We start from the raw sequence: 13,868 nt of genomic DNA, 5'->3' as shown, positions 1-13,868 counted from the left end.
CTTGTCAGGCTCCTGCCGTGGGATGCGTCGGGACCGCCTCCGCGAGGGGACGGGCGCCATGTGCTCGGGGGCTGCGCAGCCAGCTCGCGATCCCGACGAGGATCACGAGGTAGGCCAGCATGTACCAGCCGCTGGCGACGTGGCGGTACCACGGGTCGCCCGTGTCGAGGTAATGATAGAAGAGGCCGGGGACCACGCGCGGCTCCTCCGGCGTGGAGGGGGGCTTGTGCCATGGCCAGACGAAGGCCCAGGCGTACAGAGCCGCCGCTGCCGCGCCCCACCGGGCCCCGGCGCTCAAACGGCGATCTCCGGCGTTGTCGGCTCCTCGCGTGCCTTGCTCGTTCCTCGCTGTTACCTGTACGCGTCGTCGCCTGCCGCCTTGGTGGGGGCACCTCCCGCTTGCGGGGGACTCGTCCGCCTGATCTGCCGGGACGATTGCCTGGGACGCGTGGACTGCTTGGGCGACGAACCACGCGATGAGCGGCGCGAACCAGACCCAGTGGTGGCCCCAGGTGAACGGCGAGGCCGCGCAGGACGTGAGCCCGACGAGCAGCAGGCCGAGAGCCTCTTCGCCCCGGTCGTGGGCGAGCCGGGCGAGCCCGAGCCCGACGGCGATCACAGCGGCGGCGAGCACGGGCCAGATCCAGCCGGGGCTGTGGTCCGGCTTCCAGATCCGGGCGAGGAAGCCGTTGACCGACTGGTTCGCCGGGTGGAAGAGCTCGCCGATATGGCTGGTGTCCCGGACGGCGTGGAACCAGTACTGGGCGCTGTCGCCGGGCAGGACGGCCCAGGAGAGCGCGACCGTGGCCGCGAACGTCAGGGCGGCGGTCGCCGCCGCCCGCCACTGGCGGGTGAGGACCAGGTAGGGCAGGAAGATCAGCGGGATGAGCTTGATCCCGGCGGCGATCCCGACGCCGACTCCGCGCAGCTTCGACCGCTCGGGACGGGTGAGGTCCAAGAAGATCAGCGCCATGAGCAGGATGTTGATCTGCCCGTACCAGAGCGTGGTCCGGACCGGTTCGAGCGCGGCCGCCGCGGCCGCCAGCGCGAGGCTGGTCAGCCCGAGCCGCAGATCCGGCCGCAGCCCGGCGAGGCGCAGCGCCCGGCCGACGACGAGCGCGAGCAGGAGGTAGCAGAGGATGGACCAGGTGAGCCCGCCAGCCTCGCCGGAGAGGACGGTGAACGGGGCGAAGCACAGCGCCGCGAACGGCGGGTAGGTGAAAAACCCGTCCTCGCCGACCGGCGCCGTGTACAAGGGGCGCCCGTCCAGCGCCGTGCGGGCCCCGTCCGAGTAGATCAGGAAGTCCCGGCTGTTCGTGACGAGGTCTTGGTGCAACAGGTCGAACGGGATCAGCAGGCTCTGCGCTGCCAGCGCGAAGGCGGCGAGCGCCACCGAGGTCCACAGGAGCGCGGCCGGGCAACGTGTTTCCGAAGCCCCGGGTGCGCTGGGATCAGGTGTGGCGATCACGCAAGGGAGGGTACCGCAGGAGCCGGTTCGCGCCTATCAGGATCGCGACGCACAAGATCAGATACCAGGAGTGGGCGATGGGGCCGAGCGCGCCAGGCAGCCGGTCCCAATAGCAAATGCCCACGTTGAGATGGATCGACGGAAGGACTCCGGGCGGCTCGACGTGGCTCTGGGTCCAGATGAACAGCGCGAGGACGAGGCCCGCCGCCGCGAAAGCCGCAGCACGCCCTTTGTCGGCGACGGCGGCCTTCGCCGCGAGCCAGACGACGAAGGGCGCGAACCACACCCAGTGGTGCGTCCAGGAGATCGGCGAGACCGCGCAGCCGGTGAGGCCGACGAGCAGCAGGGCGAGGAAACGCTCGCCCGCCAGGTCGACGCGGCGCGCGCATGCCAGCCCCAGCACGGCGACAGCCAGCTGGACGAGATGGACCAGGACGCTCGGCGCGGGCGCGGGCTCCCAGATCCGGGCGAGCACGCCTGCGGCGGACTGGTTGTCCAAGTGCGCGGTGAAGGCCTGGATCGGGCCGACCTGGCCGCCCGCGCCCCAGAAGAACCGCGAGTCGGAGGGGAAGGCCGCCCAGCCGATCGCAGCCGTCAGGGCGAAGACGAGCACGGCGGTCTTCGCGGCCCGCCATTGGCGGGTGACGAGCAGATAGGGCAGGAAGATGAGGGGGGTGAGCTTGATCCCGGCGGCGACGCCGACTCCGAAGCCGCGCAGCTTCGCGTCCTGCGGGCGGACGAGGTCGAGCAGGATCAGCCCCATGAGGAGGATGTTGACCTGGCCGTACCAGAGCGTGGCCCGGACCGGCTCGAGGTCGGCGGCGGCGACGGCGAGGATGACGCTGAGCGCCAGCAACGCGCGGTTGTCGCGCACGCCCGCCGCCTGCATGGCGCGCCTGAGGACGAGCGCGAGGACCACGACCGACAGGACGAGCCAGACGAGCTGGGAGAACGCCCAGGGGTGGATCCAGCTGATCGGCAGGAACAGCGGGGCCGAGAACGGGGTGTAGATGAACCAGAGCGCCGTTTGATGGGCGAGGCCCGCCCATGTCGCGGGGCTGTCGTACAACGCCTGGCCGCGCCAGCCCATCTGGGCCCCGTTCTGGTAGGCGACCAGGTCGGTGCCGTTCTGTGTCAGCCCCCACCAGGGCATTTGAAAGGGGATGAGCGCGTGCTGGACCCACAGGGCGAGGACCGCCACGACGGCGACGGCTCCGACGAGCCGCCATGAGACGCGGGCTGAGCCTGCCGGGGTGTCAGTCATGGCTGACGAGGGTAGCGGACGAAGATGAGCGTCGGCGCGGGCCGAGCCGTCGGCCCGTTTATCCGGCATGCCCCTCGGCGAGTTTTTGCGCGGCGGCGAGCAGCGCGCAGGTGCTCGTGGCCTCGATCGCGTCGGCGAGTTTCGCCTCGGGCAAGAAAGTCGGCGCGATCCGGATGTTCGAGTCCTGGGGATCCGCGCCGCGCGGGAACGTGGCGCCCGCCGGAGTGAGGGCGACCCCCGCCTCTTTCGCGAGGCGCACCACCTCTCGGGCCGTGCCCGGGAGCACGTCGAGGCTCACGAAGTAGCCGCCCTGCGGCTCGGTCCACGAGGCGATCTTCGACGAGCCGAGCCGGTCCTCGAGGATCTTGAGGACGAGGGCGAACTTCGGCGCGAGCAGCGCCCGGTGCCGCCGCATGTGCGCCCGGACTCCCTCCGCGTCGCGGAAGAAGAGCACGTGGCGCAGCTGGTTCACCTTGTCCGGGCCGATGCTGCGCTTCCCCGCGTGCGCGAGGTGCCAGTCGAGGTTCGCCTTGGAGGCGGCGAAGAAGCTCACGCCCGCGCCCGCCAGGGTGATCTTGGAGGTGGAGGCGAAGACCAACGGGCGGTTGGGGCGGCCAGCCTCCTCGGCCCACGCGAGGAAGGGCCGTCCGGTCGGGGAGTCGCCGATGATCGGGTGCAGCGCGTACGCGTTGTCGAGGACGAGGCGGAAGTCGGGCGCGGCTGCGGGCAGGGCGAGGAGCCTGCGGATCGTCTGCTCGCTCACGACCGTGCCGGTCGGGTTCGAATAGGTCGGCACGAGCCACATGCCCTTGACCGAGGGGTCGTTCGCGATGAGCTCGGCGACCTGGTCGACGTCCGGGCCGTCCGCCAGCATCCGCACCGGGACCAGCTCGAAGCCGAGGTCGTCGGCGACGGCGAAATGGCGGTCGTAGCCGGGGGCGGGGCAGAGGAACTTCCGCTTCGGATCGGCGGCCCACGGCGCTGCCCCGTCGACCGGGGCGTGCAGCAGCGACTCGACGATGAGGTTGTGCATGAGCTCGAGCGAGGAGTTGTTCCCCGCGACGAGGTTCTCGGCGGGGACTTCGAGCAGCTCGGCGAAGATCTCCCGCAGCTCGCGAAGGCCGAGGACGCCGCCGTAGTTGCGGCAGTCGACGCCGTCCGCGTCCCGGTATTCCCCGGCGGGGAGGGTCAAAAGGTCGCCAGACAGGTCGAGCTGGGCGGTGGACGGCACGCCACGGGTGATGTCGAGCGACAGTCCTTTGGCGACGAGATCGGCGTACTGCGAGCGGAGCGCCGCGAGCTCGGCGGCGAGCTCGGCGGGGGAGAGGGAGGTGTAGGGCAGCGCAGGAGTCATCGTTGTCACACACCTCTTTTGTGTCCCCGTGGCATATAGGAGCAGGGGACCCCGTGCACCCGCCAGAGCCCGTTGACCCTTGCTGCCTTCCGGCCCTGGGGGGGTTCACAGGATGGTCGCCACACGGGGTCCTGCGGGCAGTTTACACGCATGGGGACGCGATTGCGAAAACCGCTTCGCAAGACCGGGCCTGCCTTTTGCCCCGCCTGGCCCGGACGCTCCCGCCAGCTCGTGCCGGGCTTTTCCGCCTCACCGCCCCGGAAAAGCCGTTTCGTCTTCTCTGTCAATGTCCGCTATACTCCTCGGCGGAGGATTCGCCTAGTGGCCTATGGCGCTCGCCTGGAACGCGGGTTGGGTTAACAGCCCTCAGGGGTTCAAATCCCCTATCCTCCGCAGAGCGGCTCCCCTCCGAACGGAGGGGAGCCGCTCTTAACTTTTTCTCGTCCCCGGCTTCGCGGCCCGCCGCCGAGCTAGCTCGTCCCGGCAACGTCCGGGTCACTGAACCATCACAGCCGTGTGTTGCTGGAGTTCACCATGTGACTGCTGGGATTAGGCTGTGTCGAGTGACGACGAAGACCACCTCTCGGACGAAGGGCGCTCCCGCTGCCAGCCGCAAAGGCACTGCGCAGCGGCGCAAAGCCGCCCCCGCGACCCGCAAGGCCGCTGCCGCGCGAAAGCCTGCGGGCCAAGGCAATGGGGCGAAGGTCGCCGCCGGGCTGGGCAGGGGAGTGGGCGCTGGGTTTTCGCTGCTGGCGCGGGGCCTCGGCTCCGCCGTCCGTTCGATCGGCCCTCGTGACGAGGCGGGACAGGGCCAGGCGCGGTTCGCCGGCGGCTCCGGTCCTCAACAGCAGGCAGGCTGGGACAACGACGGCTACGGAGACATCGACGCGTACGGCGACGAGCGCCACCCGCAACGCCACGAAGGACATCGGCGCGACGGGGCGGCCCTCGCGCTCCTCGGGGTCTCTGTCATCCTCGCGGGCAGTTTGTGGTCGCACGTCGGGGGCCCGGCTGGCGCGTTGGTCGCCTCCGGGGTCCGCGCGGTCGTCGGCTCGGCCGCGAACCTGTTGCCGATCTTGCTCGGCGTGCTCGCGTTCCTGCTGCTGCGCCGCGAGCCCAACCCGCAAACCCGCCCGCGGATCCTGTTCGGCTCCGCGCTGCTGGTCGCTTCGGTCTTGGGCCTGTGGCACCTGGTCTCGGGCTCGCCGCAAACCTCGGAGGGCCGGGCGGTCGCGGGCGGCTTCCTCGGCTCCGCGTTCGCCGGGCCGCTCGCCGACGGCTTCTCGCCGTGGGTGGCGGGGGCCTTGCTCCTGCTCGTCGGCGCTTTCGGCGCGCTCATCGTCAGCGGGGCCACCATTCGCGAGCTCACCGCCACCGCGCAGTCGCGGCTGTCGCAGCTGCCGAGCCCTGCGGTGTCGCGCGAAGGCGCGAGGCAGCTGACTACGGATCAGAAGGTTCGGGGTTCGAACGAGGCGGACGACCTCGACGTCCCGTTCTTCGGCGCGACCGCAGCCGATCTGGAGCCGGAGGAGGAAGAGCCGATCCCCGCGCCCAGAGTGCGCCAGCGCAAGCCAGCCGCGCCGAAAGCCGAGCCTGTCCAGGAGTCCGAGCCGGAGCCGGAGTATGTGCCGGTCGCGCCGGAGCCCGTTGCCCCTGTCGTGGTGGCCGCTCCCGAACCCGTCCGTCCGCCTGCGGTCGAGACGCCGGGCCATCAGTTGGAGCTCCCCGAGGCCCAGCCCGCGCCCGGCGACTACATCCTGCCCTCCGCGCGCATCCTCAAGCTCGGCGAGCCGCCGAAGAAGCACAGCGAAGCGAACGACGCGATGATCAAGGCGATCGACGGGGTGTTCACCGAGTTCAACGTCAACGCCAAAGTCACCGGGTACACCCGTGGGCCGACCGTCACCCGCTACGAGGTGGAGCTCGGGCCCGCCGTCAAGGTCGAGAAGATCACCAACCTCACCCGCAACATCGCCTACGCCGTCGCAACGGACAGCGTGCGCCTGCTCGCGCCCATCCCCGGCAAGTCCGCCGTCGGCATCGAGGTGCCCAACACCGACCGCGAGATGGTCCGCCTCGGCGACGTGCTCGCCGCGCCGACCGCGCGCCAGGAGCGCCACCCGCTGGTCATCGGCCTCGGCAAGGACATCGACGGCCAGTTCGTCACCGCCAACCTCGCCAAGATGCCGCACTTGCTCGTCGCCGGGTCCACCGGCTCCGGCAAGTCCAGCTTCGTGAACTCGATGCTCGTGTCCCTGCTCATGCGGGCCAGGCCGGAGGAGGTGCGCCTGATCCTCGTGGACCCCAAGATGGTCGAGCTCACCCCGTACGAGGGCGTGCCGCACCTGATCACCCCCATCATCACCGAGCCGAAGAAGGCCGCCGCCGCGCTGGCCTGGCTCGTGGAGGAGATGGAGCAGCGGTACAAGGACATGCAGATGAACAAGGTCCGCCACATCGACGACTTCAACGCCGGGGTGCGCGAGGGCCGGATCGTCACCCCGCTCGGCTCCGAGCGCGAGATGCGCCCGTACCCGTACATCCTCGCCATCGTCGACGAGCTCGCCGACCTCATGATGACCGCGCCCCGGGACGTGGAAGAGGCCATTGTGCGGATCACCCAGAAGGCCCGCGCGGCAGGCATCCACCTGGTGCTCGCCACGCAGCGCCCCTCGGTGGACGTGGTCACCGGCCTGATCAAGACGAACGTGCCGTCCCGGCTCGCGTTCGCGACCTCCTCGCTCACCGACTCCAGGGTCATCCTCGACCAGCCGGGGGCCGAGAAGCTCATCGGCATGGGCGACGGGCTGTTCCTGCCGATGGGCGCGAACCGGCCGCAGCGTCTGCAGGGCGCGTACATCTCCGACGAGGAGATCGCGGCCGCCGTCCAGGCGGTCAAGGACCAGGCTGAGCCGGACTACAACGAGGGCGTGACCACCACGCAGAGCGTCACTGCGGGCGCAGGCAAGGCGGACGCGGAGCCGTCCGGCGACCTTGGCCCGTTCCTCCAGGCGGTGGACCTCGTGGTGCGCAGCCAGCTCGGCTCCACCTCCATGCTCCAGCGCAAGCTCCGGGTCGGGTTCGCCAAGGCGGGCCGCCTGATGGACATGATGGAGAACCACGGCGTGGTTGGCCCGTCGGAGGGCTCCAAGCCCCGGGAGGTGCTCTACAAGCCGGAGGAGCTGGAGGACCTGCTGGCGCAGCTGGGCTCTTTGCCGCCGGAGGCGCTCGACTGAGGCGGGCCGCCTGATGCGGCGCTTGATGGGAGAACCACGGCGTGGTTGGCCCGTCGGAGGGCTCCAAGCCCCGGGAGGTGCTTTATAAGCCGGAGGAGCTGGAGGACCTGCTGGCGCAGCTGGGCTCTTTGCCGCCGGAGGCGCTCGACTGAGGGTCGGGCGAAGCCGTGCGGTAGACTGTAGGAGCCCTGCTCTCGCAGGGCGGTCGGAGGGGAGTATTCCTCCCGCGACAGTCTCGTCAGCACGGTTCTCGCGAACCCGGGACTGTCGGTCGGACGCGGTTCTTTTGAAGGACTGGGCCCGGCGGAAGAGACCTCCGGTGGTTTCACCGTGCCCGCGGCCTTTCTGAGATCGCGGGCCCTGCCACCGGAGGTACGCTATGCCATCACCGCTCGTCTGGACCGTCACGGTCGTCCTGCTCCTCGCGCTCTTCGCGTTCGATTTCTTCGTGCAGGCCCGCAAACCCCACGAGCCGTCTCCCCGCGAGGCGGCGCTGTGGTGCGGCGGATATCTCGCTCTCGCGCTGCTCTTCGGGGCCGCGATGGCCGTTTGGTGGGACGGCGGGCGGGCGACTGAGTTCGTGGCGGGCTATGTGACCGAGCTATCGCTGTCGGTGGACAACCTCTTCGTCTTCCTGCTCATCATGGCCCGCAACCGCATCCCGAAAGAGCACCAGCAGAAGGTGCTCCTGCTCGGGATCGCCATCGCGCTGGCCGCCCGCGCGGTGTTCATCTTCCTCGGCGCGGCGGTGATCGGCGCGTTCAGCTGGACGTTCTACATTTTCGGGGCGTATCTCGTGTTCGTCGCCCTCCGGCTCGCCTTCCAGAAGGAGGAGTCCCACGACGTGGAGCCGGAGACCGAGAGCCGCATGGCCCAGCTCCTCTCCCGGTGGCTGCCGGTGACGCGGCAGTTCCACAGCGGCGCGCTCGTGGCGCGGGAGGACGGCAAACGGGTGGTCACGCCGATCCTCTTGGCCTTGGTGACCCTCGGGCTCACCGACGTGCTCTTCGCCCTCGACTCCATCCCCGCCATCTACGGGCTCACCGACCAGGCGTACATCGTGCTCACCGCCAACGCGTTCGCCCTGATGGGCCTGCGGCAGCTGTACTTCCTCATCGGCGGGCTGCTGGACCGCCTCGTGTACCTGTCCTACGGGCTTGCGGTGATCCTCGCGTTCATCGGGGCGAAGCTCGTTCTGCACGCCGCGCATGAGAGCGGGCTGCACGTGCCGGAGATCTCCACGCCGCTCTCGCTCGCGGTGATCGCCTCGGTGCTGGTCGTCGTGGTGGCCGCGAGCCTCGTCAGGACCCGCTCCGCCGATCGGACGTGACGCGGGGCCGGGCCGTCACGCGAGGGAGTCGTCGTGTTTCGCGGTGAGCGGCCCGCCCGCCTGGCCGGTGTTGGCCACGCCGACAGGCTCGACGAGCAGGGCGTGGACCTCGCCTTCGGCGAAGGGGCAGTGCTCGACCCCTCGGGGCACGACGTAGAGCTGTCCCGGGCCCAGGGTGACGTCCCCGTCGCGGAACTGGATGCGCAGCCTGCCGCTGAACACGAGGAAGAGCTCGTCCGTCTCCGCGTGGTCGTGCCAGACGAACTCGCCGCTCAATTTGACCGCTTTGATCTCGTAGTCGTTGAGCCTGGCGATGACCTTCGGCGACCACAGCTCGTGCACATGGGTCAATCGCTCTGCGATATCGATCGGCTTCTTCTCCGCCACTGTGGCCTCCCTCTCGCTGGTCTGGCCGCTGGCTCCCGGCAGCGGCCCTCCTGTTGGAAGCCTACCCGGCTTCGGGCCGGGCCGTGCGGGCGATTGCTGGGGCGGCGGTGCTCGCGCGCCGCCGGGTCAGCGGGCTAGCTGCAAGAGCATGCGGGTGTTGCCCAGCGTGTTCGGCTTGATCGAGCTGAGGTCGAGGAACTCTGCGACGCCCTTGTCGTAGGACTTGAGCATCTCCTCGTACACCTCGGGAGTGACGGGCGTGCCCTCGATGGGGACGAACCCGTGCTTGCCGAAGAACACCGTCTCGAAGGTCAGCACGAAGAGCTTCGTGAGCTCGAGCTCGCGCGCGTGCTCGACCAGGCGGCGCACCAGCGCGTGCCCGATCCCCTTCCCGTGGCAGTCCGGCCGCACCGCGACGGTGCGCAGCTCGCCCAAATCCGACCACAGGACGTGCAGCGCCCCGCACCCGACGACCACCCGGTCGAGCTCCGCGACCCAGAACTCCTGCGCCGATTCGTAGAGGGTGACGAGGTTTTTCTCCAGGAGGATGCGGCCCGCGTACGCGTCGACGAGGTCTTTGATCACGGGCACGTCGGAGACTCTGGCGCGGCGGACTGTCGGGGCAGGGGGGTGCATCTGAGCACAGTAACGCAGGCACGGCCTATCCTTGAGCCTGTGGTATCCGAGCGCGCAGCCCCGCCGAGTTCGCTGAACCTCGCCAACGCCTTGACCGGGCTGCGCCTCGCGGCGGTGCCGGTGTTCCTCGTCCTGCTCTTCGCGAACGGGGGGCACGACCCGCTTTGGCGGTGGGCCGCGTTCGGCGTCTTCGTGGCGGCCTGCGTCACCGACCAGCTCGACGGGTATCTCGCGCGCAGGCTCGACATGGTCACCGAGCTCGGGAAGTTCGCGGACCCGGTGGCGGACAAGGCGCTGATCGGGTCGGCGCTCGTCGGGCTCTCCCTGCTCGGCGAGCTGTCGTGGTGGGCGACCGGGGTGATCATTTTCCGCGAGGCAGGCGTGACGGCGCTGCGCGTGTGGGCGCTCAAGGACGGCGTTGTCGCGGCCAGCATCGGCGGCAAGATCAAGACTTTGCTGCAAGCAGTGGCCATCGGCGCGCTCATCGCCCCGCTGCCGCAGACGCTCCACCCGTTCTTGATCGCGCTCGTCTGGGTCGCTGTCGCCGCGACCATCGGGACCGGCCTCGACTACGCTTGGCGCATTGGCCGGGGCACGTCGCGGAAGCGGCACGGCGCGGACGGCGGCGGAAGAGATGCGGCCAAGGAAGATCGCGGAAGAGATGCGGCCAAGGAAGAGGAGACGAGCGGATGAGTGACCCACTGGTCGCGTCGACGAAAGCGTGGCAGTTGGTCTCCTTGCTCGCGGCGCACGGGCAGACGGTGGCGACGGCCGAGTCGCTCACCGCGGGGCTCTTGTCTGCGACGCTCGCGGGGATCCCCGGCGCGTCCTCGGTGCTGCGCGGCGGCCTCGTCGTCTACGCGACCGACCTGAAGGCCTCGCTCGCGGGCGTGACCCCCGCCGTCCTCGAAGACCTCGGCGCGGTGTCGGTCCGCACGGCGACCGAGCTCGCGATCGGCGCCGCCCGGACCTGCCAGGCCACCTGGGGGATCGGGATCACCGGGGTGGCGGGCCCGGAGCCGCAGGAGGGCAAGGAGCCGGGGACCGTGTACATCGCGATCACCAGGGGGGTGATGGGGCCGGTGGAGGTGCTGACGCCGCAGCTCTCCGGCGACCGCTGGGACATCAGGATCGGCTCCGTGAACGCGGCTATCGACGGCCTGTTGCAGCGGTTAGCCTGGATCTCCGGCAAGAACTGATCCCCGAGGTCCGCGCGGCGCCGCGCTGCGTTGTCGGCTCCTCGTGTACCGGGCTCGTGCCTCGCTGTTCCACGCACACGTCGTCGTCTGCCGCCTTGCGATGCATCCACACGGGTTCCCCGGGGAGCGAGCCTGCCGGAGCTGTCGTTCCGTTTCGGGAACAGCGGGGGCTGTTCGTGCGTTAAAGAGGAGAACCCGGCAGTAGAATAGAACTGGGCCCATTGTTGAGGAGGTCAAATGGCGATGCTGTTGCGAGAGGCGCTGGGCGCGAGCCTGCGCCAGCTGCGCCTCGGCCAGCGCCGGACGCTTCGCGAGGTGTCGAACGCGGCGAGTATGAGCCTGGGGTACCTCTCGGAGATCGAGCGGGGGCAGAAAGAGGCTTCGAGCGAATTGCTCGCCGCCATTTGCGGCGCGCTCGCGGTGCCGATCCCGGAGGTGCTGCGCCACGCCGGGGACATGATGAGGCCCCTCGCGGCGGACTCGGTCGGGTCCGGCCCCGCGATCAAAATGGTCATCCCTGCCCCTGGGAAGGCTTCGCTCGCCGTCGCATGAGCGCGAGCGCCCGCGCGAACTGGGATGTCGGGCGGTTAGAGTACCCTTAGGGCGAGGACCCGGAACTTCGACACGGAGGCAAAAACAGGCTATGGCGAACCCGTTCGTGAAAGCGTGGAATTACTGCATCGCGCTGTTCAACGCCAAAATCGACGAGAAAGCGGATCCGAAGATCCAGCTGCAGCAGGCGGTGGAGCACGAGCAGCGCAACCATCAAGCGCTCGCGCAGCAGGCCGCCGCGGTGATCGGCAACCAGCGCCAGCTTGAGATGCAGCTGAACCGGCAGCTCGCCGACGTGGAGAAGTACCAGGCCCAGGCACGTCAGGCGCTCGTCATGGCGGACCAGGCCACGGCGAAGGGCGACGCGGCCGCCGCGCAGCAGTACACCTCTGCGGCCGAGGCGATCGCCACGCAGCTGGTCACCGCCGAGCAGAACGTCGAGAACACGAAGGCGATGCACGACCAGGCGCTGCAGGCCGCCGGGAAGGCGAAACAGGCGGTCGAGCAGAGCGCCCAGCGCCTGCAGGGCTTCCTCTCCGAGCGCTCCAAGCTGCTCAGCCAGCTTGAGCAGGCGAAGATGCAGGAGCGCGTCGCCGCGTCGCTCAACCAGATGAACGAGCTCGCCGCGCCCGGCAACACGCCGAACCTCAACGAGGTGCGCGACAAGATCGAGCAGCGCTATGCCAACGCGCTCGGCGCGACCGAGCTGCAGCAGAACTCCGTCCAGGGCAAGATGATGGAGGTCCAGCAGGCCACCATCCAGATGGCGGGGCATAGCAGGCTCGAACAGCTGCGCGCCTCCATCCGAGGCGACGCCCTGCCCGCAGGATCTGCGGAGGCGGCGCCCGCCGCGCCGTCGGTCCCCACGGCCGAGCCCGGGCAGACGGCGTAGTCCAGGCGCTGTGCGTGTCGCCGTCGTCGCAGGCCCGGACGCGGGCCATGCGCTGCCCGCGCTAGCGCTCGGCGAACGGCTCCGCGACTCGGGCGAGGAAGTCGTTTTTTTCACCGGCGAGCGTTGGTTCGACCTCGCGCGCAGGCGCGGCGTGCCCGTGCGCGAGTTGGTGGGCTTGGATCTCGCGCCGGGGGAGCAGGACCTCGACGCGGGCAGGCGTATCCACGAGCGCGCGGCGCGGATGGCGGCGCTGCTCGCCCCGCTCGTCGCCGATTTCGCTCCGGACCTTGTCGTCTCCGACGTGCTGACGGCGGGCGGCGCGCTCGCCGCCGAACTTCTGGGCCTGCCATGGGCAGAGCTCTCCCCGCATCCGCTGTACCTGCCGTCGAAGGGCCTGCCGCCGATCGGCAGCGGCCTCGTCCCAGGGCACGGCGTCCGGGGCAGGCTCCGAGACGCGGCCCTGCGCGCGCTCTCCGCCCGGTCCGTGCGGCGCGGGCTCGCGCAGCGCCGTGCGGCGCGGGAAGGCATCGGGCTGCCCCCGGAGGGCGGCAAACCCGCTGCCCGGCTCGTCGCCGCCCTTCCCGCGTTGGAGGTCCCGCGTCCCGACTGGCCCGCCGAGGCGGTCCTCGTCGGCCCGGTCCTCGCCGAGGTCTCGGAGGAGGAGCTCGAAATCCCGCCGGGAGAAGCTCCGCTCGTGGTGCTCGCGCCTTCCACCGCAGCACAGGCGGTCCCAGGGCTGTGCGAGGCGGCGCTCGAGGCGCTCGACCCCGCCGTGCTCGGCAGGGAGGTCCGTCTCGCCGTCTCCACGTTCCGCTGGTCGGGCCCGCCGTTGCCCGCGTGGGCCACAGCCGGGATCGGCAGGCAAGACTTGCTCTTCGGCCAGGCTGCGGTGGTGATCTGCGGCGGAGGGCACGGCGTGCTCGCGAAAGCGTTCATGGCCGGGGTCCCGGCGGTCGTGGTGCCGGGCGGCGGGGACCAATGGGAGGTCGCCAAACGGGCCGAACGCCTCGGCTGCGCCAAAACGATCCGCCCGCTGGAAGCCGCCGCGCTCCGCGACGCGGTCGTGGAGCTCATGGACGGTCCGAGTTTCCGCGCAGCCGCGCGCCGGGCGGGGGACTCGGTGCGATTGGCGACGGACCCGGTCGCGGTGTGCCGCAAGGCGGCCGCATGCGCCTGAGAGAGTTCCACGCGAGGGTTCGCGAAGAGTTCGGCCCGCAGTTCGGCGAGTCTTTGCTCCGCGACCACGCCTTGCTCGCGTTCGGCGGCGCGACAGCTCGCGCGGCCATCGAAAAAGGCGCCGAGCCCAAACTTGTGTGGCGGGCGTTGTGCGCGGACTTCGACGTCCCGCGCGTCCGTTGGTAGGCATTCCGTCGTGTCCGTCCATGGGCGCGGCGTGTCTTCCGTCATTCGAACATTCGTTTCGTTAGACTGGTTTTCGTCCCCACAAGCCTCGGCTCGCGGGATGTGGACAACCGAGGAGTTGTCCACAGATTTGCACAGGTTCGCCCCAGTCGCGAGGCTTGGGCCCGGAAATTGTCAGTGCCCTTTCG

The 13,868-nt window shown here is 70.0% G+C and carries 13 protein-coding genes, 1 tRNA gene and 1 other RNA gene; 9 read left to right on the top strand and 6 right to left on the bottom strand.

Annotation, left to right across the window (positions count from 1 at the left end; translation table 11 throughout):
* Positions 1-4: 4 nt before the first annotated feature.
* The 4 genes from ACRC20_RS14215 to ffs form a co-directional block, all read right to left on the bottom strand.
* Entirely contained in the window at positions 5-1,465 is a 1,461-nt protein-coding gene (locus ACRC20_RS14215; RefSeq protein WP_438687054.1) for a glycosyltransferase 87 family protein, read from the bottom strand.
* Complete coding sequence (locus ACRC20_RS14210; RefSeq protein ID WP_438687036.1) at positions 1,452-2,732, bottom strand: glycosyltransferase 87 family protein; 1,281 nt, start codon at positions 2,730-2,732, stop codon at positions 1,452-1,454. The genes ACRC20_RS14215 and ACRC20_RS14210 overlap by 14 nt, the downstream gene beginning before the upstream one ends.
* Positions 2,733-2,790: 58 nt before the next feature.
* Positions 2,791-4,086 carry an aminotransferase class I/II-fold pyridoxal phosphate-dependent enzyme gene (locus ACRC20_RS14205; RefSeq protein ID WP_438687053.1) on the bottom strand — a complete coding sequence of 432 codons (1,296 nt, stop codon included), beginning with the start codon at positions 4,084-4,086 and terminating at the stop codon, positions 2,791-2,793.
* A 39-nt stretch (positions 4,087-4,125) separates the two neighbouring features.
* Positions 4,126-4,222, bottom strand: an RNA gene (gene ffs, locus ACRC20_RS14200) — signal recognition particle sRNA small type.
* 171 nt (positions 4,223-4,393) lie between these two features.
* Here ffs and ACRC20_RS14195 point away from each other — a divergent pair.
* The 3 genes from ACRC20_RS14195 (at position 4,394) to ACRC20_RS14185 (ending at position 8,652) form a co-directional block, all read left to right on the top strand.
* Positions 4,394-4,479, top strand: a tRNA-Ser gene (locus ACRC20_RS14195).
* Between the two features lie 170 nt (positions 4,480-4,649).
* Complete coding sequence (locus ACRC20_RS14190) at positions 4,650-7,322, top strand: DNA translocase FtsK 4TM domain-containing protein (protein ID WP_438687035.1); 2,673 nt, start codon at positions 4,650-4,652, stop codon at positions 7,320-7,322.
* A 379-nt stretch (positions 7,323-7,701) separates the two neighbouring features.
* Positions 7,702-8,652 carry a TerC/Alx family metal homeostasis membrane protein gene (locus tag ACRC20_RS14185; protein WP_438687034.1) on the top strand — a complete coding sequence of 317 codons (951 nt, stop codon included), beginning with the start codon at positions 7,702-7,704 and terminating at the stop codon, positions 8,650-8,652.
* 15 nt (positions 8,653-8,667) lie between these two features.
* On the opposite strand, the gene ACRC20_RS14180 is transcribed toward ACRC20_RS14185, so the two are convergent.
* Both ACRC20_RS14180 and ACRC20_RS14175 read right to left on the bottom strand, forming a co-directional pair.
* Positions 8,668-9,039: a cupin domain-containing protein gene (locus ACRC20_RS14180; RefSeq protein WP_438687033.1), complete on the bottom strand. Its 372-nt coding sequence runs from the start codon at positions 9,037-9,039 to the stop codon at positions 8,668-8,670.
* A 126-nt stretch (positions 9,040-9,165) separates the two neighbouring features.
* On the bottom strand, positions 9,166-9,675 hold the full coding sequence (locus ACRC20_RS14175; protein ID WP_438687032.1) for an amino-acid N-acetyltransferase: 510 nt from the start codon (positions 9,673-9,675) through the stop codon (positions 9,166-9,168).
* A 39-nt stretch (positions 9,676-9,714) separates the two neighbouring features.
* Here ACRC20_RS14175 and pgsA point away from each other — a divergent pair, with 39 nt between their 5' ends.
* From pgsA to ACRC20_RS14145, 6 genes are all read left to right on the top strand, one after another.
* Positions 9,715-10,368 carry a CDP-diacylglycerol--glycerol-3-phosphate 3-phosphatidyltransferase gene (gene pgsA / locus ACRC20_RS14170; protein WP_438687031.1) on the top strand — a complete coding sequence of 218 codons (654 nt, stop codon included), beginning with the start codon at positions 9,715-9,717 and terminating at the stop codon, positions 10,366-10,368.
* Positions 10,365-10,874, top strand: a complete 510-nt coding sequence (locus tag ACRC20_RS14165) for a CinA family protein (protein WP_438687030.1) — start codon at positions 10,365-10,367, stop codon at positions 10,872-10,874. Before pgsA ends, ACRC20_RS14165 begins: the two co-directional genes overlap by 4 nt.
* A gap of 237 nt (positions 10,875-11,111) precedes the next feature.
* Positions 11,112-11,426, top strand: coding sequence for a helix-turn-helix domain-containing protein (locus tag ACRC20_RS14160; RefSeq protein WP_438687029.1), 315 nt, complete (start codon positions 11,112-11,114; stop codon positions 11,424-11,426).
* A gap of 91 nt (positions 11,427-11,517) precedes the next feature.
* Positions 11,518-12,318 (top strand): PspA/IM30 family protein, encoded by an 801-nt coding sequence (locus ACRC20_RS14155; protein WP_438687028.1) that lies wholly within the window; start codon positions 11,518-11,520, stop codon positions 12,316-12,318.
* Between the two features lie 10 nt (positions 12,319-12,328).
* A complete protein-coding gene (locus ACRC20_RS14150; protein WP_438687027.1) occupies positions 12,329-13,495 on the top strand; it encodes a glycosyltransferase in 1,167 nt (388 codons plus the stop codon).
* Positions 13,486-13,680 (top strand): DUF3046 domain-containing protein, encoded by a 195-nt coding sequence (locus ACRC20_RS14145; protein ID WP_438687026.1) that lies wholly within the window; start codon positions 13,486-13,488, stop codon positions 13,678-13,680. Before ACRC20_RS14150 ends, ACRC20_RS14145 begins: the two co-directional genes overlap by 10 nt.
* The last annotated feature ends 188 nt before the right edge of the window (positions 13,681-13,868 follow it).

The organism is Segniliparus sp. (genome assembly GCF_051660745.1).
Taxonomy (GTDB): domain Bacteria; phylum Actinomycetota; class Actinomycetes; order Mycobacteriales; family Mycobacteriaceae; genus Segniliparus.
This window is presented reverse-complemented; position numbering and strand designations above follow the sequence as displayed.

Excerpts from the sequence above, each read along its gene's own strand:
- ACRC20_RS14210 (WP_438687036.1), bottom strand. The coding sequence starts at position 2,732 with ATGACTGACACCCCGGCAGGCTCAGCCCGCGTCTCATGGCGGCTCGTC.
- ACRC20_RS14205 (WP_438687053.1), bottom strand. The coding sequence starts at position 4,086 with ATGACTCCTGCGCTGCCCTACACCTCCCTCTCCCCCGCCGAGCTCGCC.
- ACRC20_RS14185 (WP_438687034.1), top strand. The coding sequence starts at position 7,702 with ATGCCATCACCGCTCGTCTGGACCGTCACGGTCGTCCTGCTCCTCGCG.
- ACRC20_RS14175 (WP_438687032.1), bottom strand. The coding sequence starts at position 9,675 with ATGCACCCCCCTGCCCCGACAGTCCGCCGCGCCAGAGTCTCCGACGTG.
- ACRC20_RS14165 (WP_438687030.1), top strand. The coding sequence starts at position 10,365 with ATGAGTGACCCACTGGTCGCGTCGACGAAAGCGTGGCAGTTGGTCTCC.
- ACRC20_RS14160 (WP_438687029.1), top strand. The coding sequence starts at position 11,112 with ATGGCGATGCTGTTGCGAGAGGCGCTGGGCGCGAGCCTGCGCCAGCTG.
- ACRC20_RS14155 (WP_438687028.1), top strand. The coding sequence starts at position 11,518 with ATGGCGAACCCGTTCGTGAAAGCGTGGAATTACTGCATCGCGCTGTTC.
- ACRC20_RS14145 (WP_438687026.1), top strand. The coding sequence starts at position 13,486 with ATGCGCCTGAGAGAGTTCCACGCGAGGGTTCGCGAAGAGTTCGGCCCG.